We start from the raw sequence: 22313 nt of genomic DNA, 5'->3' as shown, positions 1-22313 counted from the left end.
TGCTGTGGTGAGCCGCGATGCCCTTGCGGTGCGCGGCATGACCCGCTAGGCGCCCTGTCTTCGCTGCCCCTGTGGCGAAATTGGTAGACGCATTCGACTCAAAATCGAACGCCGCAAGGCATGCTGGTTCGAGTCCGGCCAGGGGCACCACCGCTTCCCAATCTCCTAAGCACTGTAACAGCTTAGGCGGTTTTGGGGTCTGAATCGCAGCCGCGGTTAGACACTCTCCTTTTCAGAAGCACGGCAATCGCGGTGCCTGCTGGGCACGGTTCGCGCATGCGGCTGCGTGCCCTGTGCGCGCGGTTCGTGTCGTGTCGGATGACGCTTTTTGCGGTTGCGTCAGCGTGACGGATGGCCCGCGCGCTTTGGATGCGACGTTGCGGTTGAAAACCAGCTCGCGCGTCCCTTGCCGGTGACGGCGAACGCCAGCGCGGCGGCGTCGCGCCCGGTCCGATGTCCATTTTGAACATGATGAACCAAAAATTATACAATCGGGACCTATGCCCTCGCCAACGAAGCAAGACATGGCGGGAAATATGCGAGCGTTACGATCTTTGGCGACGATGATCAGCATTCGGGGCGCCATTGCGGTTGCCGTCTTCGTCTGCCTGGGATCGGCGACGACGGGTGTGCTGATCGACCGCGCGGCGCGGGAACGCGCGTCGGAAACCGGCCTGATCGTGGCGAAGCAGATAGCGTCCAGCGCGGAGGGCGAATTCGAACGTCCCATCGGGCTGGTCCATTCGGCGCTGGTCGCGATGCAGTCGCTGCGCCAGCAAGGCGTGGTGGATCGCAACGCGCATATCGAATTGCTGCGGTCGGAGGTGCGGGGCAACCCGCAGATCTTCGGCATGTCGACCGGCTGGGAACCCGGCGCGTTCGACAATCGCGATGCGGCCTTCGTCGACAGCAAGGGATCGGACAAGACGGGCCGGTTCCTCCCCTATCTGTACCGGGCGGGCGACCGCGTGTCGCTGGAGCCGCTGAAGGATTACGCCAAGGAAGGGCCGGGCGACTATTATCTGATGCCGATGCGCGCGCGGCACACCGTGCTGATCGAGCCCTATATCTATGCGGTCGAAGGCCATGACGTGCTGATGACGACGATCGCGGAACCGATCATGGAGCAGGGCAAGCCCATCGGGATCGTGACCGCCGACATCGCGCTGAGCGCCTTGCGCGATCGGCTCGACAAGGTGGTCGTCCCGTTCGGCGGGACGGCGACCGTCGTCACCGACAAGGGCACCTTCGTTTACAATCGCAATGCGGCGCTGCTCGGCAAGCCCGCGCCGGCCAGCATGGGGAGCATCGGCCGGACGTCGGACCCGGCGCTGGGCGACGTGCTGCGCATCGAGACGCCGATCCACTTCAAGGGTATCAAGGGCGCGTGGTTCGTCCGCGTCGACCTGCCGATGAGCGCGGTGATGGCGGATGCGCGCCAGGCGGAACTGACGCTGCTGATCGCGGCGATCGCGATCATCGGCGGACTGATCATCGTGCTGCGGCGGACCGCGAACCGGATCGTCGGCGAACCGCTGGATGCGATCGCTGGCGAGATGAACGAATTGGCCAACGGCAATCTGGAGGAGCCGCCGGTCCGCGCGATCGTGTCGTCCGAAATCGATCGGATGGCCAAGGCGGTGGCGGTGTTCCGGGCGAACGCCATCGCGCAGCGCCGGTCGGAACAGGATCAGGCGTTCGTCGTCTCCACATTGGGCGCCCATCTGAAGAAGGTCGCGGCGGGGGATCTCACCGCGCAGATCGATCAGCCGTTCAACGGGGACTATGATCGGGTGCGCGTCGACTTCAACGCCGCCATCGACAAGCTCGGCACGACGCTGTCCGCGGTCGCGAGCAATGCGGTGGAGGTGCGGACGGGCTCGGGCGAGATCAGCACCGCCTCGGACGATTTGTCGCGCCGGACCGAGCAGCAGGCCGCGAGCCTGGAGGAAACCGCGGCGGCGATGGACGAGATCACCTCGCAGGTCCGTACCACCGCGGCGGCGGCGCGCGAGACCAACAGCGTCGTCGAGGCGGCCCGCGCCGACGTGACGCTGAGCGATACGGTCGTCGGTCGGGCGGTGATCGCGATGAGCGATATCGAGAAATCGTCCGACGAGATCGCCGAGATCATCAGCGTGATCGACGGCATCGCGTTCCAGACCAACCTGCTGGCGCTGAATGCCGGGGTGGAAGCCGCCCGCGCAGGCGAGGCCGGCAAGGGGTTCGCGGTGGTGGCGAGTGAGGTGCGCGCGCTGGCTCAGCGATCGGCGGATGCGGCGGGCGACGTCAAGGCGCGGATCACCACGAGCACGGCACAGGTCGGCACCGGCGTGGATGCGGTCGGCGAGATGCGCAAGGTGCTCGATCGCCTGACCGGGCGGATCATCGAGATCAGCCGTCTCGCCAGCGAGATCGCGACGGCGGCCGAGCAGCAGGCGATGGGTCTGTCGCAGATCAATATCGCGGTGAGCGAGATGGACGCCACGACGCAGCAGAATGCCGCGATGGTGGAGGAAGCGACCGCCGCCGCGCGCAGCCTGGCCGGGCAGGCCGACGAGCTGGGCGAGCTGATCGCACACTTCCGGTTGGCGCATGGCGGCTATGCGGCGGCAGGGGCCGCGCGCGCCTCGGTTCCGTTGCGTCTCGCCAGCTGAACCGCTGCCTGGGGCGGCGGAGGTTCTGCCGGGCCTCCGCTTCCCATCATCCGATCCGACGACCACGGCAGCCGGTACGGCGGCCGGTCGCGCCCCCATCGCGCCGTCGCTGGCGACGCGAGGAGAGCCGCGCGCCGGCGCGCCATCCGGCTGCCCCTGCCTTGTGAAACGAGCGATGAAGACGATCCATTTCCTCAGCCTGTGTGCCAGCACGGCACTGATCGCGCCGACGCCGGCGCTCGCCCAAGCCGCCGATGGCGTCGGCGCGCCGCAGACGTCGCAACCGCTGGGGCGGGTGCCGAATGCCGATCCGGTGGCGCCCGACGCACCGGCGGACACGCTATCGTCGCGCGGGAATTCCGCGATCACCTATGCGTTGCAGGTCGAAGGGAGCATCGCGGTCAATCCCGCCCATCCGGCGAACGGCGTGAACTTCGGACAGGAATTTGCCGACCGCGCGAACCGCCCCTTGCTCAACCAGGTGCTGGGAACGATCGCGCGCCCGGTTGCGGGTGGTCCGCGGGTGGACGTGGGCTTCAATCTGCAGGGGCTGTTCGGGACCGACGCGCGCTATTCGCCGACCATCGGCCTGTTCGATCGGACGTTCACCGGCCGCTATCAGTTCATCCTGACGCAGGCCAATGTCGTGGTCCACACGCCGGTGCTGACGCCGGGCGGCGTCGATTTCAAACTGGGGCTGTCGCCGGGGCTGATGGGATATGAAGGGCTCGATCCCTCTACGCGCCCGTTCTACACCTTGTCCTACGTCACCAATTACCTGCTGGCGTTCCAGACGGTGGGGGCGATCGCGACGGTGCATGTCAGCCCGCAGCTGGACGTCATCGCCGGCATCGATGCGGGGAACGAGGTGCTTCCCGGCAGGTCGGACAACAACGGCGCCGCAGCGGGCTATCTGGGGGTCAGCCTGAGCCATCTGGCCGGCGATCGCCTGACGGTCCTGGCGATGACGCGCTTCGGACCGGAAAATTCGCGGCTGGCCCTGCCCAATGCGAACCGGGCGATGCGCTGGTGGAACGACGTCACGGCAACCTACAAGATCGACGACCGCACGACGGTGGCGGGGGAGGCGAATTACCTGCGCGACGACGGGCTGAACGCGGAAGCCTATGGCGCGACGGCCTATGTGCTGCACTCGATCAACCCGCAATGGTCGGCCAATCTGCGCCTCGATGCGCTGCGCGATCCGCAGGGCGCGTTCGTCGTCACATACGGGTCCGACACGGCCTTCGCCGACGCGATCCGTGGCGTGCCGGCGCTGATCTACACCGCGCCGCCGACGACCTATGGCGCGGTGACCGCCGGCGTCTCGTACCGCCCCGCGGCGCTCAACAGCCGCCGTGTCGCGGTGACGGTTCGACCGGAGATCCGCTACGACCGATCCCTGAACGGGACGCGCCCCTATGATGGCGGGACGCGGCGCGGTCAGTGGCTTGCCAGTGCGGATTTGATCGTCGGCTTCTGACGCCGGCGGAGCGGCGACGCGGGCGTCGTCGGTGCGCGCGTCGCCGGATGCCCGCTGCCAGGTCCGTCAGGCGACACGCTCACCAGTTGCGGCGGTACCCGATCGTCAGCGTGGCACCGTTGGCGGGCACGCGGCTGCTGTTGAGGTTGCTGCGCAGCAGCTGGCTGTAGACCGGGAAATATTGGGTGTTGAACAGATTCTCGATCCCCGCCGTGATCGTGTCCCGGTCGGTCGGGCGCCAGCGGCTGGTCAGGTCGAACACCGCATATTGTTCGACCTTGCGGCGGCCGAAGCTCTGCACGCCGTTCAGCCGATAGTCGCGGTCGCCCGACAGCAGCCCCTGCAACCGGATGTCGAGCCGGTCGATCGGTGTGACCTCGACATAGGCGGTGACCTTGAGCGGGGGGATGCGATAGCCGGTCATCGGGCGCGACGCGGCGGCGGTGGCGGGGCGTTCGCGGCCGCGGATCCAGGTCGCGGTCGCGCCGGCCCGGACACGGTCGGTCGGGTCGCCGACGTCGATCGATCCCTCGAGGCCTCGGATGCGCTCGGCGGTGCGCACCAGGATCAGGCCGTTGTTGAGGCTCTGCACATCGCCCAGTTCGGACGTGGTGCGGAATGCGGACGCGGTCATGCGCGCCTTTCCGAACCGGCCACGCCAGCCGACTTCATAGCTGTCGATCCGGACCGGCTGCAGGTCGGAGTTGCGGATGTTGAAGCCGAGGTTGGCGTTGCGCAATTGCAGCCCGATATCGGGCAATTGGAAGCCTTGCGAAAAGGTCGCGAAAAAATCCTGGCCCGCGACCGGGGTCACCGTCGCGCTGCCGTTGAAGGTCCAGGCGCCATAGGAAATGGTGCCGCCGGGGATCGTGCCCGGCCGTGCCGCACGCGATTGCGAGAGCGGGATGAAGGCATCGAAGCGGGCGCGGGCGCGGTCGTAGCGGGCGCCCCCTTCAACCGCGAGCCAGTCGGCGAACCGGTGCTGCGCCTGGACGAAGCCGCCATAGGTCAGCGTCGTCAATTTCGGCATGTAGAGGAGCGTCGCGATCCGGTTGAACACGAGCCCCCGGCTCGCATCATACGCAACGGGGTCGAACACATCGAGCGGCATGTCGCTCTGTTCGTGGGTAAGGTCGCCGCCCCAGGTGAGCGAGCTGCGGTCCCCAAGCGGCGTTTCGATCGTCAGCCGGCCGCCGAAGACCCGGCTGTTCTGCGTCACCTGATCGACGTTGCGCCCACGCGTCGCGATGCCGCGCGCATCGAATGGCGTGTAGCGCGAGAAGAAGTCGCGGTAATAGCCGAGCGCAGTCAGCCGGCTGCCGAGGACGTCGCGCGCCGCGAGGTTGGCCGTCACCACCGTGCTGTAGAGCTGGTTCTGGTTGGCGAGCTGAATCCCGCGCAAGGGGCGGGCGGCGGCGGTGCCGGCGGGCAGGCGGTCGACCGCCGGGTCGGATACGAAATCGGTATGTTGATCGGCGCGATAATGGCTGGCGGACAGCTGGACATAGGCTCCGCCGAGGCGCAGCCCGGCCTTGCCGCCGACGTTCCACACATTGCTGTCGAACAGGTCGCCCTGGCTGGGTTCGGGCGCGCGGCGATTGCCGTTACCGTCGAACCCGCCGCCGATCCGCTGATAGCCGCCGTTTACGATGAAGTCGAAGCTGCCCGCCGAGCCCGAGACGAATTGCTGCACCCGGCCCCCCAGACTGTCCGTGGTCAGGTTGGAGAGCGATCCGGTGCCCGCCAGCACCGTTTCCGCCCGGAGTGGCCCGCCGGCAGGGCGGGTGTTGATCGAGATGATGCCCCCGGTCGCCCCGCTGCCGTACATCGCGCTGCTGCCGCGCAACACCTGCACCTGCGCGATGTCGGAGGGTTCGAGGCCGATGAGGCCGCGGGCGCTGTCGCGGTTCGTGTTGTACGGCACGCCATCGACCAGGATCAGCGCGCCGCGCCCGCGCAACGTCTGGCCGAAATCGGTGATCGTGCGGCTGGAATCGGCGAGGCCCGGCACGGTCTTGGCGAGGATGGTCGCCAGCGTATCGGATGCCGAACGGGCGAGTTCGATCTGGCTCTGGTCGATCGTAGTCACCTGATGGCCCGACGCGACGATATCGCTGCGCGACCGTTGTGCCGTGACCACGATGTCGTCGACATTGGCCTCATCCTGTCGAGGCGGAGCGGTTTGCGCGGTCGCGGCCGTCGTGCCCAACAGCGCGCCCACGATGGTCAGATACAGATACTTCATTACCGCCCCCAATTGACTACGATTCGCAATAGCAACATCGAAAGGTGAGTCAAATATGGACGGGAGGGGGCGGCCGCTCGGGTGCCGAAGCGCAGCCTCGTTTAAAGGTTGAGGGGTTTGCTACGGCATATCGTCACGAAGAATGGCGCTCCTATCGCGAGCGGGGGCGCCGTCGTCGCAAGCGACGCGGTGCGCGGCGCGCGGGTTTCGGCGGAGGACGGCGTGGGGATTCGGACGCGGCATCCGACGCACGTCGGAAACGGCGCCACATCGTCTTCAGCCAGTGGGTCAGCCTGTCCATGGTTCCGGCGATACGCGAGCAGAGCCTGAAATCTGCTGAACCCCTTCGTCAACGCAGGTTCAGCCTTTGCACCATCCGTCGGTCCGTATGTGCCTCTGCACCATGTCCTCACGCGGGGGCCGCGCGGCGACGGTTGCTCCGGCGCGGATGTGCGCCTAAGGTCCGGCCGCTTTCTCCCCCATGCGATAGGACCCCATGAGCCCCGCGCCGCGCTACAAACGCATCTTGTTGAAATTGTCCGGCGAAGTGCTGATGGGGGAGGGCGGTGGCCTGTCGATCGACCCCACCGTCACCGCACGCGTCGCCGAGGAAATCGCCGACGTGAAGGCACAGGGCTATGAGCTGTGCATCGTCGTCGGCGGCGGCAACATCTTCCGCGGCATTTCCGGTGCGGCGCGCGGCATGGAACGCGCGACCGGCGATTATATGGGCATGCTCGCGACCGTCATGAACGCGCTCGCGGTGCAGAATGCGCTGGAGCAGATCGGCGTCGAAACGCGCGTGCAGTCGGCGATCCCGATGTCGTCGGTGTGCGAACCCTTCATCCGCCGCCGCGCGATGCGGCACCTGGAAAAGGGGCGGATCGTGATCTTCGCCGCCGGCGTCGGATCGCCGTTCTTCACCACCGATTCGGGCGCGGCGTTGCGCGCGGCCGAGATGAATTGCGACGCGCTGTTCAAGGGCACCAGCGTCGATGGCGTCTACAACGCCGACCCCAAGAAGGATACGAGCGCCACGCGGTTCGCGACCGTCAGTTACGACACGGTGCTCGCGCAGAATCTCAAGGTCATGGATGCCAGCGCCGTCGCGCTGTGCCGTGATTCGAACATCCCGATCGTCGTCTTCAACATCCGCGAACACGGCAATTTCGCCGCGGTGCTGCGCGGTGAGGGCGTCTCGACGGTCGTGCAGAAGGAAGTGGAGTAACCCATGGCTGCCTATGACAAGTCCGATCTCGAGCGCCGCATGGCGGGTGCCGTCGAAGCGCTGAAGCACGACCTGGCCGGTCTGCGCACCGGCCGCGCATCGACCGCGCTGCTCGATCCCGTCACCGTGGAGGTCTATGGCAGCCACATGCCGCTGACGCAGGTCGCCACCGTCTCCGTGCCGGAGCCGCGCATGATCTCGGTTCAGGTGTGGGACAAGTCGAACGTCGGGCCGGTGGAAAAGGCGATCCGCTCGGCGGGCCTGGGCCTTAACCCGATCAACGACGGCCAGACGCTGCGTCTGCCGATCCCGGACCTCACCGAAGAGCGCCGCAAGGAACTCGCCAAGCTCGCCGGCAAATATGCCGAGGGCGCGCGCATCGCGGTACGCAACGTCCGCCGCGACGGCATGGACAACCTCAAGACCGACGAGAAGAAGGGCGTGTTCAGCGAGGACGAGCGCAAGCGCCACGAAACCGAGGTGCAGAAGCTGACCGATGCGACGATCGCCGATGTCGATGCGGCGGCGGCGGCGAAGGAAAAGGAAATCCTGGGTAAGTGACCAAGGTTCCGTTCGCCCTGAGCTTGTCGAAGGGCGTGTCCCGAGCGCATCGTTTGCGGCACGTGCTCCGACAGGCGCAGCACGAACGGGGGTCTGCATGAGCAGCGCACCCCTCCTCTCGGCGGTTCCGAATACCGGCCTCGTGCCGCGCCATGTTGCGATCATCATGGATGGCAACGGCCGCTGGGCGAAGGCCCGGCACCTGCCGCGCGTCGCCGGGCACAAGGCGGGGGTGGAGGCGGTGCGCCGCGTTACCCGCGCCGCGCGCGCGATGGGGATCGAGGCGCTGACGCTCTATGCGTTCAGCTCGGAAAACTGGCGCCGGCCTGAGGAAGAGGTGGGCGCGCTGATGGGCCTGCTGCGGCTGTTCATTCGCAGCGATCTCGCCGAACTGGTCGAAGAGAATGTCCGGCTGCGCATCATCGGCGACTACCGCCGGTTCGCGCCCGATCTCGTCGCACTGGTCGACGATGCGGTCGCCAAGACCGCAGGCAACACCGGCCCCGTGCTGGTGATCGCCCTCAATTACGGATCGCAGGCCGAACTGGTCGCGGCGGCGCAGACACTGGCGGCGCGAGCGGCGGCGGGAGAGATCGACCCTGCATCGATCACGCCCGAGCATATCGAGGCGGAGTTGCAGACCGCCGACCTGCCGCCGCTCGACCTCGTCATCCGATCGTCGGGCGAGCAACGGCTGTCGAACTTCCTATTGTGGCAGGCGGCCTATGCCGAGCTGCTGTTCGTCGAGACCCTGTGGCCCGATTTCAACGGCGACACGCTGGCCGATGCGGTAACCGCATTCGGGCAGCGCCAGCGGCGTTACGGCGGCCTGTGAGCGACGCCGCCCCGGGCAAGCGCCCGTCGGATCTGGCCGTACGCGCGGTGACCGGTGTCGGCATGATCGCCGTCGCACTGGTCGCGCTGGCGTTCGGCGGCTTTGCGCTCTGGTTGCTCGCTGCGGTGATCGGCGTGTTCATGATGGCCGAATGGAGCGAGCTGAACGGCGCGCCGCCGCAGACCAAGCGGCTGGGTCAATATGTCCTGTTCGTGCCGCTGGCGATCATGTGCCCGATCGCGGCCGGTCCCAATTTCTTCGCGCTCGGGCTGTTGGCCGGTGCCTTCTTCTTCCTCGGCATCGTCACGCGGCGCCCGGCGCTGGCACTCGGCGTCCTCTATTGCGGACTGCCCATCTATGCGCTGCTGCTGATCCGGCATGAGCCCGACGGCCTGCGCAACGCCTTATGGGCACTGAGCCTCGTCTGGGCGACCGATATCGGCGCCTATTTCGCCGGACGGACGATCGGCGGGCCGAAGCTGGCGCCCGCGATCAGCCCCAACAAGACCTGGGCCGGGCTGATCGGCGGGATCGTCGCGGCGACCGTGCTCGCGCTCGTGATGAGCCGCGTCTATCTGCTGCCGCTGCGCTTCGTGGCGGCGACGCCGGTGCTCGCGATCCTGGCGCAGGCGGGCGACCTGTATGAAAGCCATCTGAAGCGCCGCGCGGGCGTGAAGGATTCGGGCAGCGTCATTCCGGGCCATGGCGGCGTGCTCGACCGGCTGGATGGCGTGGTGCCGGTGCTGCCGATCGCGGCGCTGCTCGTCGTGGTGCCGCTGGGGTTTCCTGCATGAAGACCGTCACCATTTTGGGCGCCACCGGATCGGTGGGCACGTCGACGCTCGATCTGGTCGAGCGCGAGCCGGACCGGTTCCGCGTCCGCGCGCTGACCGCCAATTGCGATGTCGCCAACCTTGCCGCCGCCGCGATCCGCACGAAGGCGGAGGTGGCTGTCGTCGCGGACGAAAGCTGCCTGCCCGATCTGCGCGCGGCGCTGGCGGGGACGGGTACGCAAGCCGCGGGCGGGCGGCAGGCGATCTGCGACGCTGCGGCGGGCGCGGATTGGACGATGGGCGCCATCGTCGGCTGTGCCGGCCTGGAGCCGGTGATGGCGGCGATCGCGCATGGCGGCACCGTCGTCATCGCCAACAAGGAGCCGTTGGTGTCGGCGGGCGAGGTGATCCTCGCCGCCGCCGCGGCGTCCGGCGCGACGCTGCTGCCCGCGGACAGTGAGCATAATGCGATCCACCAATGTTTCGATTTCGCACGGCCCGAGCGGGTGCGGCGGATCATCCTGACCGCCAGCGGTGGGCCGTTCCGCGACTGGTCGCTGGAGCGGATGGCGGACGTGACGGTCGAACAGGCGGTCGCGCATCCCAATTGGTCGATGGGCGCGAAGATCAGCGTCGACAGCGCGACGATGATGAACAAGGGCCTCGAGCTGATCGAGGCGGCCCGGCTGTTCCCGGTCGACAACGACCGGATCGAGGTGGTGATGCACCGCCAGTCGGTGATCCATTCGATGGTCGATTATGTCGACGGATCGATGCTGGCGCAGCTCGGCCCCAGCGACATGCGCGTGCCGATCGCGCATACGCTGGCCTGGCCCGATCGGATGGCGACGCCGATGGAGCCGCTGGATCTCGTGAAGATCGGCCGGCTCGATTTCGAGGCGTGCGATCCGGTGCGCTTTCCTGCGCTGGCGCTGGCGCGCGCGGCGCTGGAGGCAGGCGGTGCGCGCCCGGCGATCCTCAACGCGGCGAACGAAGTGGCGGTCGCCGCCTTTCTGGCGCGACGGATCGGCTTCCTCGAAATTGCCGCAATCGTCGCCGATACGCTGGAGCGTTACGACCCGCAGGCGCCCGCCACGGTGGAATCGGTCCTGGCGGTCGATGCCGAGGCACGGCGGATAGCGGACGAGCAGGTTCGGGGCCGAAGCACGGGCCGGACTGGGGGGCGTGTAGAGGTTCACGCGTGAAGGATTGCGCAGCTTGATCCAGTCCCCCGGTATCCTGATGGCGGTCCTCGCCTTTCTGTGCGCCATCGGGCCGCTCGTGTTCATTCATGAGATGGGCCATTATCTCGCCGGCCGCGTCTTCGGCGTGAAGGCGGAGGCGTTTTCGATCGGCTTCGGGCGCGAGATCGCGGGCTTCACCGATTCCCGCGGCACGCGCTGGAAATTCGGCTGGCTGCCGCTGGGCGGCTACGTCCGCTTCGCCGGCGACATGAATCCCGCGAGCCAGCCCGATGCGGCATGGCTGTCGCTGCCCGCCGAAGAGCGGATGCGAACCTTCCAGGCCAAACCCCTGTGGCAGCGCGCGATCATCGTCGCGGCGGGGCCGGTGGTGAACCTGATCCTGGCGGTGCTGATCCTCGCCGGTTTCGCCTATAGCTATGGCGTCGATCGCACCCCCGCGGTCGTCGGTGCGGTGGTGGAGGGCGGCGCCGCGGCGAAGGCGGGCCTGCGCGCAGGCGACCGGATCGTCGCGCTCGACGGCCGCGGGGTCGACACCTTTTCCGATCTCGCGCGCTACGCGCTGATCCGGCCGGGCCAGCAGGTCACGGTGACGGTGGCGCGCGCCGGCCGTGATATCGAGACGCCGCTGACGATCGGCACGGTCCACCAGCGCGACCGGTTCGGCAACGAATATCGCATCGGCCGGCTGGGCCTGCAGAGCGGCGATCCCGTGCTCGCCCCCGTCAGCCTTGCGGAGGCGCCGATCGCCGGCGTGCGGATGACGGGCGAGATCATCGGCGGCACGTTGGAAACGATCGGCCAGATCATCAGCGGTCGTCGCTCGATCGACGAACTGGGCGGCCCGATCCGCATCGCCAAAATCTCCGGCGAGCAGATGGCGCTGGGCGTTTCGGCCTTCGTCTGGCTGGTCGCGATGCTCTCCATCAATCTGGGGTTCATCAACCTGCTGCCAGTGCCGATGCTGGATGGCGGACACCTCTTCTTCTACGCGATCGAAGCGGTGCGGCGTCGTCCCCTCGAACCTCAGGTACAGGAATGGGCATTTCGCGGCGGATTGGCTGCGGTATTGGCGTTGATGCTGATCGTCACGTTCAACGATTTGGGCGCGGTTGGTCTGTGGCAGCGGTTGGCCGGGTTGATCGGCTGACCGGGTTGGGGCAGGGCGTTGCGCTGCGGTTCCCGACGTTACGTGGGTATCCTGACGTTTTTGGGGTGGGTTGAGTGACAGCGATGACAAGTTCCAAGTTCGCCGGCCTGGGTGCCGCGCTGCTCGCCGGCACCATGCTGTCGGGTGTGCCCGCCATGGCGCAGACGGCGGCCGCTCCGGCCCAAGCGCCGGCAACGACACCCGCGACCGGCGCACAGGCGGCAACGGCGCCCGCCGCCACGCCGGCGCCCGTGCGCACGATCAAGTCGCTGCGCGTCGAGGGATCGCAGCGCATCGAGCCGGAAACGGTGCTGTCGTACACCAAGCTGCGCGTCGGCATTCCGTATACCGCGGAAACGCTGGACCAGGCGCTGAAGGATCTGCAGGCGTCGGACCTGTTCGTCCAATATCAGATCGAGGGCGTCGAGACCGGCGACATCGTGCTGAAGGTGCGCGAAAACCCGATCATCAACCGCGTGATCCTGGAAGGTAACAAGGCGCTGAAGAGCGACAAGATTACCAAGGAAATCAAGCTCGCGCCGCGGCAGATCTTCACCCGCACCGCGGTGCGGCAGGACGTCAGCCGCATCCTGGAACTGTATCGCCGCCAGGGCCGATTCGCCGCGGTCGTCAATCCGAAGATGGTCAACCTCGACCAGAATCGCGTCGATGTGGTGTTCGAGATCAACGAAGGGCCGAAGTCCAAGGTCCGCCAGATCAACATCATCGGCAACGAGGTGTTCAGCGACGGCAAGCTGCGCGGCGAGATGGCGACGAAGGAATCGCGCTGGTTCCGCCTGCTGTCGTCCAACACGTCCTACGATCAGGATCGCCTGAATTATGACCAGCAGAAGCTGCGCCAATTCTATCTGACGCAGGGCTATGCCGATTTCCGCGTCACCAGCGCCGTCGCCGAGCTGACGCCCGACAAGCGCGACTTCATCATCACCTATGTCGTCGAAGAGGGTAAGCGCTACAAGTTCGGCGACATCACCGTCGACAGCGAAATCCGCGACTTCGACAACAAGAAGCTCGCCGCGTCGCTGCCGGTCAAGAAGGGCGACTGGTACAACGCCAAGCTGGTCGAGGATTCGATCGATCAGCTGAGCCAGTCGGCGGGCCTGTTCGGCTATGCCTTCACCGACGTGCAGCCGGATTACAGCCGCGATCCCGAAACGCTGACCATGGGGATGAACTTCCACATCGGCCAGGCGCAGCGCACCTATGTCGAGCGGATCGACATCAACGGTAACACGCAGACGCAGGACAAGGTCGTGCGCCGCGAAATCCGTCTGGCGGAAGGCGATGCGTTCAACAGCTTCCAGGTGAAGCGCAGCCAGGATCGCATCAACAGCCTGGGATTCTTCCAGGACAAGATGGAGATCAAGCAGAACCCCGGTTCGGCACCCGATCGCGTCGTCCTGGAAACGACGCTGGAAGAACGCAGCACCGGCGAATTGCAGCTGTCGGTCGGCTATTCCAGCCTCGAACGCTTCATCATCCAGGCGAACATCACGCAGAACAACTTCCGCGGGAAGGGGCAGGTGCTGCGCGCGGGCGTGAACTATTCGACCTATTCGAAGTCGGTCGAACTGGGCTTCACCGAGCCGTACCTGTTCGACAAGAACGTCGCGATCGGCGTCGACGTGTTCCGCCGCGACTTCAACTCGTTCAACTATATCGGCACGCAGCGTCAGACGACCTATTCGCAGGTGTCGACCGGTTTCCAGGTGCGCGCGGGCGTGCCGCTGACCGAATATTGGTCGCTCGCCGGCCGCTACGGCCTGTCCTACGATCAGGTCGGTCTCGATTCGGCGACCTATTTCACCAACGGCGTCTGCGATCCGCTGAAGGCGGGCCGCTACCTCTGCGAAGCGATCGGCAACCGCTGGACGTCGACCGTCGGCTATTCGCTGATCTACGACAGCCTCAACAGCCGCCTGCGTCCGACCGCGGGCCAGCGCTTCGCCTTCAACCAGGACTTCGCCGGCCTGGGCGGTGACGTGAAGTATATCCGTACGCGCGTCGAAGGGTCGAAGTTCTGGAACGTCGGCAGCGGCTTCATCGGCTCGATCGTCGGTGAGGGCGGCTACATCCATTCGCTGGAAAAGAGCCGTGGCCCCGGCATCGACAGCGTCCGCATCACCGATCGCTTCTACCTCGGCGAACCGCAGTTCCGCGGCTTCGACATCCGTGGCGTCGGCCCGCGCGTGCAGCGTCAGGCCTATACGACGGACGCGAACGGCAAGCAGATCCTCGTCACCGATCGCGACCAGATCGTCGACGACGCGCTGGGCGGCCGTGCCTACTACCTCGTCCGCGCCGAGCTGGAGATCCCGTTGGGCTCCGGCGCGCGCGAACTGGGCCTGCGTCCGTCGGTCTACGTCCAGGCGGGCAGTCTGTGGGGCCTGACCAAGCCGCTGCCGACCGCGAGCTTCCCGACGATCACCGATTCGGCTGGCAACGTGACGGTGCTGCCGATCCAGCGGCTGCTGACCGATTCGGCGGGGCGCCAGCTCTATTACAACACCTACACGCCGGACGGCGCGACCGCGCCGGCGCTGCGTGCGACGACCTGTTCGATCGGCTATTCGGCGGTTGCGGGCGGCGCATGTTCGGGCAGCGAGACGAACACGATCGCGTTCGATCAGGCGATCTCGCCGTTCAAGGAAACCTATTACGGCAGCAGCCCGACGCCGCGCGTCAGCATCGGCATCGGCGTGAACTGGACGTCGCCGTTCGGCCCGCTGCGTATCGACCTCGCCAAGGCGCTCGTCACCCAGAAGGGCGACGATCCCAAGCTCATTACCTTCAACGTAGGGACGCAGTTCTAATGAAGACGATTACCAAGACGTGCGCCGTGGCGATCGCCTCGGCTTCGGTCGCCCTGCTCGCCGGTGGCGCCTCGGCGCAGACCGCCGGCCTCGCCACGGCGCAGCCCGACGCGGCGATCTTCAGCGCGAAGGCGTTCGAAACCGCCAACACGCAGATCGGCACGACCTACAAGGCGCAGCTGGATCAGGCCGCTGCGGCGCAGAACGCGCTGAACACGAAGCTGCGCGGCATCCTCGACGCCAACAAGGACGGCCAGATCAGCCAGGCGGAAGCCGCTGCGGCCGAATCGAACCCGACGATCGCCAAGCAGGTGCGCGATGCCCAGGCTGCCGCGCAGCCCGGCATCGAAGCCGCGCAGAACCCCGCGATCAAGGCGCAGGCCTATGCGCTGGAACAGATCGTCGCCAAGTATGACCCGGCGCTGCGTGCGGTCGTGACGGCCAAGAAGATCAACCTGGTGCTGTCGCCGAACGCGATCCAGTACGCACCGCCGGCGACCGACATCACGCGCGACATCATCGCCGAGATCGATCGCACGACGCCGACCGTCTCGATCACGCCGCCGGCCAACTGGCAGCCGCAGCAGCAGACCGTCGAACTGCTGCAGCAGTATCGCCAGATCGTCTACGCGAACGCCCAGCGCCGTCAGCAGGCGGGCGCTCCGGCTCCGGCCGCTGCGCCGGCCGCCGGCACCCCGCAGGGCCGTTAAGGGCCCGCGTCGGTGAGCGAAGACGCACAGACCATGGGGCCGCTCGATATCGGGCGGGTCATGGCGGCGCTGCCGCATCGCTATCCGATGCTGCTGGTCGACCGCGTCGAGGAAATCGTCCTCGACCGGTCGATCGCAGCGATCAAGGCGGTGACGATCAACGAAGGCTTCTTCCAGGGGCATTTCCCCGGTCGTCCGATCATGCCGGGCGTGCTGATCGTCGAGGCGCTGGCGCAGGCCGCGGGCGTGCTCGCGGTCGAAAGCCTGGGCCTCGCCGGATCGGGCAAGCTCGTCTATTTCATGGCGATCGAAGGCGCGAAGTTCCGCAAGCCCGTCGAACCCGGCGTGCTGCTGCGGCTGGAGGTCGAATTCGTCCAGAAGCGGTCCAGCGTCTGCAAGTTCGCAGGTGTTGCGAAGGTCGACGGGCAAGTCGTTGCAGAAGCTAACTTTACTGCGATGATCGCCGATCCGCCCAAGGCGTAACGCGTGTGACTTTCGCTGACTTTTGACTTTTCGGCGGCGCTCCGTTACGGGCGCCGCTTCCCTTTCAGGCTGGTCGGAACCAGCCGCATACGGAGCGTGTGACGTGAAGAAAGATACCCACCCCGACTACCACATGATCAAGGTCCAGATGACGGACGGCACCGTGTTCGAAACCCGCTCCACCTGGGGCAAGGAAGGCGACACGATGCAGCTCGACATCGATCCGCTGGCGCACCCCGCCTGGACCGGTGGTCGTGGTCAGCTGCTCGACGCGGGCGGCCAGGTCGCGCGCTTCAACAAGCGCTTCGGTGGCGGTCTCACGCTCCGCAAGAACTGATCGGATCGTTGACTCGGCGTTAACCATCGACGCGATACTCTTGATCGATGTTTGCCGCCGAGTTCGAACCTGCAGAACCCAATGGCCGGCGCCGCTCCCCGCGTGCGCCGGTTTCGTTGGATGCGCATATCGGCAAGGCCGCGCGCACCTTGTGCAAGGTGGTCGATCTCTCGATCCACGGCGTTCGCCTGCAAACCTATTCCGCGCTGACCAAGGGCAGCACGATCTGGCTGACCTTGCCCGAAGCGGGCACGATCGCGGCCGACGTGATGTGGTCCGACGATTATCTCGCCGGCTGCCAGTTCAAGAAGCCGTTGGAAATCGACGTCTTCGACAGATTGCTCGCGCAGAATCGCTGACTGCGCTATGACGGGCGCGTAAAGCGTCTTGCTGCGATGCAGCATCAGCTATTATGGATGCGAGGATGAACCAGCCCTCTGCGCCGACCGGACCGGTGCCGACGATGTTCGAAGCCATCGTCCGCCAGATGACCGTCACCGCCACCTACAACAAGGGTGCGGTCACGATCGCCCCCCACATCCTCTACACACGGCACGGCGAGATCTACGTCGATGCGACCACGGTCGAGCGCGACGGAAAGCCACCGCGCGAGGAGAAACTGGGCACGTTCAAGCTCGACGGCCTGGGCGATCCGACGCTGACCGCGAACACCTTCCGTCCGAGTGCGCTGTTCGAGCCCGAGGCGGAGAAATATGTCGGCGTGACGCTGATGGCGGTGGAGCTGGGGTAAGGCTCGGCACGCTTACGGCTGTCGCCCAATCCCCCGTCACCCCGGACTCGTTCCGGGGTCCACTCTGCGGCGAGGGGGATGGTTTGAGCCTCCTGCCGCCCCCTAGCGGCCCGCTGGACCTCGGAACGTGTCCGGGGTGACGGAAGACGGGCCGGGGCGCACCGTCGCCGGCGCGCCCCGTTACCTCAACGGCAGCGGACCTGCGACTGGTTTTGGTCGATCGCCTTGCCGGCGAGCGCACCGGCCGCACCGCCGAGCAGGGTGCCGACGATGCGGCTGCGGCCGCCATCGATCACATTGCCCAGAATGCCGCCCGCGGCGCCGCCGATGACGAGGCCGGTCGTGCCGTCGCTGCGCTTGCAATAATAGCGACCGTCATTGCCGGCATAGACACGCTCGTCAGCGCTCAGCACGCGCTCGCGATAATTGTCGCCGCTGCGATAATAGCGCGACGGGTCGTAGCCGTTCTCGTCGCGATCGCCGGGGTAGGTGTTGTTATTGTAATAGTTCGCGGCCGGCGCCTCGCGATAGCCGCCAGTGCCGGTGTAGCCGCCGCGCGACGCGCGATAGCGATCCACTTCGGCGCGATAGCGGGCGAGCTCGGCGTCGAACCGCTGCTGCGCGGCGGTGAAGCGCGCCTCATCCTGCGCCGACTGGGCAACGACCGGAGTGGCGGCGGTGAGCGCAGCGGCCGCGGCAGCGGCGAGGGACAGCGACTTGAGCATGGCGATCGTCCTGAGCTTCTTAGTCCGTTGATTCGGAACCGTAACGGCCATACGCGGAACCTACCCTGCCGGTTCCTGAACGGATGGTAGGCGGCGTGTCGGCGGGGCGCGGTTGCCGGACGACGCCAAGGTGGGATCGGCCGCCTCAGTCCGTCGCCTCAGTCTGTCGCTGCGCTCGCCATGACGAGGAGGGTGGTACTCGGGCGGGAGCGCCCCGATCACCCGATCGTGACGAAGCTGTCCATCACCCGCTTGCGGCCGGCGGCCTCGAAGTCGATCTCCAGCTTGTTGCCTTCGATCTCGGCAATCGCGCCATAGCCGAACTTCTGGTGGAAGACGCGCATGCCGACGCTGAGGTCGCTGCGCCCCTTGTTGCCGATGCTGACCGCGCTCGCCCGGCTCTCGACGATCCGCGTCGGCTGGGTGGTGAAGCCGGAGCCAGACCCCGCCGCGCGCTGCCAGCCCGGACCGCGGCCGGTGCCGCGCGCGACATTGGCGAAGGGATCGGCGCGCTCGCTCCAATTGGCGCGCCACAGGCTTTCGCCGCCCGACATGGTGGTGTCGCTGTCGGTATGTTCGGGCGGCAATTCGCCGACGAAGCGGCTCGGGATGCTGGAGGTCCACTGGCCGTAGATGCGGCGGTTGGCGGCGTGGAGGATCGTCGCGCGGCGGCGCGCACGCGTGATCGCGACATAGGCGAGGCGGCGCTCCTCCTCCAGGCTGCGCGTGCCGCCTTCGTCGATCGCACGTTGTGAGGGGAACAGGCCTTCTTCCCAGCCGACGAGAAACACGGTGTCGAATTCGAGGCCCTTGGCGGCGTGGATCGTCATGATCGTGACCTCGGGCGCCTGCACCGCGCCTTCCTTGTCCATGACGAGGCTGACGTGTTCGAGGAATGCGCCGAGCGACTCATATTCTTCCATCGCGCGGACGAGTTCGGACAGGTTTTCGAGCCGCCCGGATGCCTCGACCGACTTTTCGGCCTGCCACATCGCGGTATAGCCCGATTCGTCGAGCATCTGCCGCGCCAGTTCGGCATGCGGCAGATCGCGTGCCCGGTCGCGCCAGCGCGCGATGTCGCCGACGAAATTGCCGAGCGCGCGGCGCGCCTGCGGGGTCAGTTCGTCGGTGTCGAGAATGCGCGCCGCGGCGATGGTGAGCGGCACGCCCTCGGCGCGGGCGAGCTGGTGGATCTTGGCGATCGCCTTGTCGCCAAGGCCGCGCTTGGGGACGTTGACGATGCGTTCGAAGGCCAGATCGTCCGACGGCTGGTTGACGATGCGCAGATAGGCGAGCGCGTCGCGGATTTCGGCGCGTTCGTAGAAGCGATAGCCGCCGACGATGCGGTACGGCATGCCGATCGAGATGAAGCGGTCTTCGAATTCGCGCGTCTGATGCTGCGCGCGGACGAGGATGGCGATATGGTCGAGCGGGGTGCCGTTCCGCTGCGCGGCCTCAATCTCGTCGCTAACCCGGCGCGCTTCTTCCGGCCCGTCCCACACCCCCAGCACGCGCACCTTCTCGCCCACATCGAGTTCGGTCCACAGCGTCTTGCCGAGCCGACCGCCGTTATGCGCGATCACGCCCGACGCGGCGCCGAGGATATGCGGCGTCGATCGGTAATTCTGTTCGAGGCGGATCACCTTGGCGCCGGGAAAATCCTTCTCGAACTTCAGGATGTTTTCGACCTGCGCGCCGCGCCACGAATAGATGGACTGATCGTCGTCGCCGACACAGGCGATGTTCTTGCGCGTCTGAGCCAGCAGCCGCAGCCAGAGATACTGGACGATGTTGGTGTCCTGATATTCGTCCACCATGATGTATTTGAAGCGCTCCTGATAGGTGCGCAGCACATCGGCGTGCGTCTTCAGGATGGTGAGCATGTGGAGCAGCAGGTCGCCGAAGTCGCAGGCGTTCACGCTGCGCAGCCGCGCCTGATATTGCGCGTACAGGTCGCCGCCGCGCCCGTTGGCGTAGCGTTCGCTCTCGCCGGCATCGATATCGGCGGGGACCAGACCCCTGTTTTTCCAATCGTCGATCAGGCCGGCGAGGCTGCGCGCGGGGAAGCGCTTTTCGTCGATGTCCGCGGCGACGATCAGCTGTTTCAGCAGCCGCAACTGATCGTCGGTGTCGAGAATGGTGAAGTTCGACTGCAATCCGACCAGTTCGGCATGGCGGCGGAGCATCTTGGCGCCGATCGCGTGGAAGGTGCCGAGCCACGGCATGCCCTCCACCGCGTCGCCGACCATCCGGCCGACACGCTCGCGCATCTCGCGCGCGGCTTTGTTGGTGAAGGTGACGGCGAGGATTTCGGACGGCCACGCCTTGCGCGTCCACAGCAGATGCGCGAGCCGCGCGGTCAGCGCCGCGGTCTTGCCCGTACCGGCGCCGGCCAGCATCAGCACCGGGCCTTCGGTGGTGAGCACTGCGTCGCGCTGCGGCGGGTTCAACCCCTTGAGATACGGCGGATCCTGCAGGGCGGCGGGGGAGGCGGTGTCGGTCACCGGCGAACAGGTAGGGAACGGCGCTTGGCTCGGCAAGCTGCGAGCGCGGCAAGCCCGGAAAAATCGGGGCAGCCACCGGTGCGGCCGCCCCGTAGTTCAGGGAGCACCAGTCGACAGAAAGGCGACCGATACATCGCGACCCACAGGGGGAGGGGAGCCGCGGTGGCATCGCGGTAGCGGCGGAATGTTGCGAAGGGATGGCAACTTTGTTGCCAGATGCCTTTATTTGGGGGTTAGAAAGGCGGCATGAGCCAAACCCCTGCCGCCGAAGTCCCGGACGCCGCCGTCACGCCAGCCTCGCCGCGCCGGATCCTGACCGCGAGCCTCGTCGGTACGGCGGTGGAATTCTACGATTTCTACATTTACGCCACCGCCGCGGCGCTGGTGTTTCCGGCGCTGTTCTTTCCGGGGGAAAGTGCATCGGCGCGGCAGATGATGAGCTTCGCGAGCTTCGCCGTGGCCTTCTTCGCGCGGCCGATCGGTGCGGCGGTGTTCGGGCATTTCGGCGACCGGATCGGGCGCAAGTCGACCCTCGTCGCCAGCCTGTTGCTCATGGGCGGGTCGACCGTCGCGATCGCCTTCCTGCCGACCTATCGACAATTCGGCATCTGGGCGCCGCTGCTATTGTGCCTGATGCGATTGGGCCAGGGGCTGGGGCTGGGCGGCGAATGGGGCGGCGCGGCGCTGCTCGCAGTCGAGAACGCACCGCCGCATCGGCGCAACACGTGGGGCATGTTCCCCCCGCTGGGGGCGCCGGTCGGCTTCATCCTGGCGAACGGATTGTTCCTGCTGCTGGGGCTGGTGCTGAGCGACGATCAGTTCCGCGCCTGGGGGTGGCGCCTGCCGTTCCTGGTGAGCGCGGTGCTGGTCGCGCTCGGCCTGTGGATCCGACTGAAGCTGACCGAGACGCCCGCCTTCGTCGAAGCGGCCAAGGCGGAGGCGCTGCCCAAGGTGCCGCTCGCGACGCTGTTTGCCGGTCATGGCCGCGCGCTGCTGGCCGGCACCGGCGGGGTGGTGGCGTGCTTCGCGCTCTTCTACCTCGCGACCGCCTTTACGCTGAGCTACGGCACGACGACGCTGGGCTATGACAAGACGGCGCTGCTCGGCGTCGAGCTGGTCGCGATCCTGTTTCTCGCCGCAGGCGTGATCGTCGCGAGCGTTCTGGCAGACCGGACGGGGGCGGAGCGGATGCTGGTAATCGGCTTTCTGGGCTGCATCGTCGCCGGCGCACTGATGGGGCCGATGCTGGGCGCCGGATCGCTGGTCGTGGTGTTCGCGTGGCTGGCCTTCGCCTTGTTCGTCATGGGCTTTGCCTATGGTCCGCTCGGCGGCTGGCTGCCGACGCTGTTTCCGGCGGGCGTGCGCTACACCGGCGTGTCGATGACGTTCAACGTCGGCGGTATCTTGGGCGGGGCACTCGCGCCGATCGCGGCGCAGGCGCTCGCTGCGCGCGGGCTGTGGTGGATCGGGCTGTATCTGGTCGCGGCGGGCCTCGTGAGCCTCGCCGGCCTCGCACTGTTGCCGCGGGTCAGGACCGCCGACTGAACCAGCGCGGCCAGCGCGACACGCTGCGTTTCGGGACATCGGCCTCGGAATAGCCGGTCGCGTTGAGCAGGAAGCTGGCGAGCAGCAACGCTTGGTTGCGGCTCAGCACCAGCCGCGTCGTCGCGATCTGCTGATTGTCGAGCGCCTGTGCGGACGGCGTCGTCTGCACCTCCAGCTCGATGCCCTTGGGCAAGGGATGATGCACCCATCCGACCACCGCCTGCGGCCCCGACCGCCGCGGGGCATCGTAATGGTGGGGAATGAACTGCGTCGCCATGGCTCCCTCCTGT

At 66.8% G+C, this 22313-nt stretch carries 19 protein-coding genes and 1 tRNA gene; 16 read left to right on the top strand and 4 right to left on the bottom strand.

The window, feature by feature from the left end:
* Positions 1–65: 65 nt before the first annotated feature.
* The 3 genes from ACP690_RS04795 to ACP690_RS04785 all read left to right on the top strand — a co-directional run bounded on the left by ACP690_RS04795 (position 66) and on the right by ACP690_RS04785 (position 4140).
* Positions 66–150, top strand: a tRNA-Leu gene (locus ACP690_RS04795).
* A gap of 413 nt (positions 151–563) precedes the next feature.
* Entirely contained in the window at positions 564–2657 is a 2094-nt protein-coding gene (locus ACP690_RS04790) for a methyl-accepting chemotaxis protein (RefSeq protein WP_331361158.1), read from the top strand.
* Between the two features lie 175 nt (positions 2658–2832).
* A complete protein-coding gene (locus tag ACP690_RS04785) occupies positions 2833–4140 on the top strand; it encodes an outer membrane beta-barrel protein (RefSeq protein WP_426260487.1) in 1308 nt (435 codons plus the stop codon).
* 79 nt (positions 4141–4219) lie between these two features.
* On the opposite strand, the gene ACP690_RS04780 is transcribed toward ACP690_RS04785, so the two are convergent.
* Positions 4220–6385 (bottom strand): TonB-dependent receptor, encoded by a 2166-nt coding sequence (locus ACP690_RS04780; protein WP_426260488.1) that lies wholly within the window; start codon positions 6383–6385, stop codon positions 4220–4222.
* A 496-nt stretch (positions 6386–6881) separates the two neighbouring features.
* On the opposite strand from ACP690_RS04780, the gene pyrH reads away from it, so the two are divergent.
* From pyrH to ACP690_RS04720, 12 genes are all read left to right on the top strand, one after another.
* The gene (gene pyrH / locus ACP690_RS04775) at positions 6882–7613 is read left to right on the top strand and encodes a UMP kinase (RefSeq protein ID WP_017978415.1); all 732 of its coding nucleotides are present in this window, start codon (positions 6882–6884) and stop codon (positions 7611–7613) included.
* Between the two features lie 3 nt (positions 7614–7616).
* Positions 7617–8174: a ribosome recycling factor gene (gene frr / locus ACP690_RS04770; RefSeq protein ID WP_017978416.1), complete on the top strand. Its 558-nt coding sequence runs from the start codon at positions 7617–7619 to the stop codon at positions 8172–8174.
* 97 nt (positions 8175–8271) lie between these two features.
* Complete coding sequence (locus ACP690_RS04765; protein ID WP_082049222.1) at positions 8272–9009, top strand: isoprenyl transferase; 738 nt, start codon at positions 8272–8274, stop codon at positions 9007–9009.
* Positions 9006–9803 carry a phosphatidate cytidylyltransferase gene (locus tag ACP690_RS04760; RefSeq protein WP_017978418.1) on the top strand — a complete coding sequence of 266 codons (798 nt, stop codon included), beginning with the start codon at positions 9006–9008 and terminating at the stop codon, positions 9801–9803. Before ACP690_RS04765 ends, ACP690_RS04760 begins: the two co-directional genes overlap by 4 nt.
* A complete protein-coding gene (locus ACP690_RS04755; RefSeq protein WP_017978419.1) occupies positions 9800–10987 on the top strand; it encodes a 1-deoxy-D-xylulose-5-phosphate reductoisomerase in 1188 nt (395 codons plus the stop codon). Before ACP690_RS04760 ends, ACP690_RS04755 begins: the two co-directional genes overlap by 4 nt.
* 13 nt (positions 10988–11000) lie before the next feature.
* Complete coding sequence (locus ACP690_RS04750; protein ID WP_426260489.1) at positions 11001–12134, top strand: M50 family metallopeptidase; 1134 nt, start codon at positions 11001–11003, stop codon at positions 12132–12134.
* 83 nt (positions 12135–12217) lie between these two features.
* Positions 12218–14968 (top strand): outer membrane protein assembly factor BamA, encoded by a 2751-nt coding sequence (gene bamA / locus ACP690_RS04745; protein ID WP_295562745.1) that lies wholly within the window; start codon positions 12218–12220, stop codon positions 14966–14968.
* Positions 14968–15678, top strand: a complete 711-nt coding sequence (locus ACP690_RS04740; RefSeq protein WP_331361153.1) for an OmpH family outer membrane protein — start codon at positions 14968–14970, stop codon at positions 15676–15678. The genes bamA and ACP690_RS04740 overlap by 1 nt, the downstream gene beginning before the upstream one ends.
* 33 nt (positions 15679–15711) lie before the next feature.
* On the top strand, positions 15712–16161 hold the full coding sequence (fabZ, locus tag ACP690_RS04735) for a 3-hydroxyacyl-ACP dehydratase FabZ (protein WP_063688681.1): 450 nt from the start codon (positions 15712–15714) through the stop codon (positions 16159–16161).
* 103 nt (positions 16162–16264) lie between these two features.
* On the top strand, positions 16265–16498 hold the full coding sequence (gene rpmE, locus ACP690_RS04730) for a 50S ribosomal protein L31 (RefSeq protein ID WP_024310513.1): 234 nt from the start codon (positions 16265–16267) through the stop codon (positions 16496–16498).
* 47 nt (positions 16499–16545) lie between these two features.
* Positions 16546–16857 carry a PilZ domain-containing protein gene (locus ACP690_RS04725; protein WP_426260490.1) on the top strand — a complete coding sequence of 104 codons (312 nt, stop codon included), beginning with the start codon at positions 16546–16548 and terminating at the stop codon, positions 16855–16857.
* Between the two features lie 65 nt (positions 16858–16922).
* Positions 16923–17249, top strand: coding sequence for a hypothetical protein (locus tag ACP690_RS04720; RefSeq protein ID WP_017978426.1), 327 nt, complete (start codon positions 16923–16925; stop codon positions 17247–17249).
* Positions 17250–17434: 185 nt separating this feature from the next.
* Here the strand turns inward: ACP690_RS04720 and ACP690_RS04715 are convergent, their stop codons facing one another.
* Complete coding sequence (locus ACP690_RS04715) at positions 17435–17974, bottom strand: glycine zipper 2TM domain-containing protein (RefSeq protein WP_063688687.1); 540 nt, start codon at positions 17972–17974, stop codon at positions 17435–17437.
* A 218-nt stretch (positions 17975–18192) separates the two neighbouring features.
* Entirely contained in the window at positions 18193–20478 is a 2286-nt protein-coding gene (locus tag ACP690_RS04710) for an ATP-dependent helicase (RefSeq protein WP_426260491.1), read from the bottom strand.
* A gap of 246 nt (positions 20479–20724) precedes the next feature.
* Here ACP690_RS04710 and ACP690_RS04705 point away from each other — a divergent pair, with 246 nt between their 5' ends.
* The gene (locus ACP690_RS04705) at positions 20725–22023 is read left to right on the top strand and encodes an MFS transporter (protein ID WP_426254891.1); all 1299 of its coding nucleotides are present in this window, start codon (positions 20725–20727) and stop codon (positions 22021–22023) included.
* Here ACP690_RS04705 and ACP690_RS04700 read toward each other — a convergent pair.
* Positions 22007–22300, bottom strand: a complete 294-nt coding sequence (locus tag ACP690_RS04700; RefSeq protein WP_017978430.1) for a hypothetical protein — start codon at positions 22298–22300, stop codon at positions 22007–22009. The two genes, ACP690_RS04705 and ACP690_RS04700, sit on opposite strands and share 17 nt — an antisense overlap.
* Between the last annotated feature and the right edge of the window lie 13 nt (positions 22301–22313).

The sequence above is a fragment of the Sphingomonas sp. DC4900 genome (assembly GCF_049896485.1).
Lineage (GTDB): Bacteria > Pseudomonadota > Alphaproteobacteria > Sphingomonadales > Sphingomonadaceae > Sphingomonas > Sphingomonas aquatilis.
Note: the sequence above shows the minus strand (reverse complement) of the source record. Positions and strands in the feature narration are given on the sequence as shown.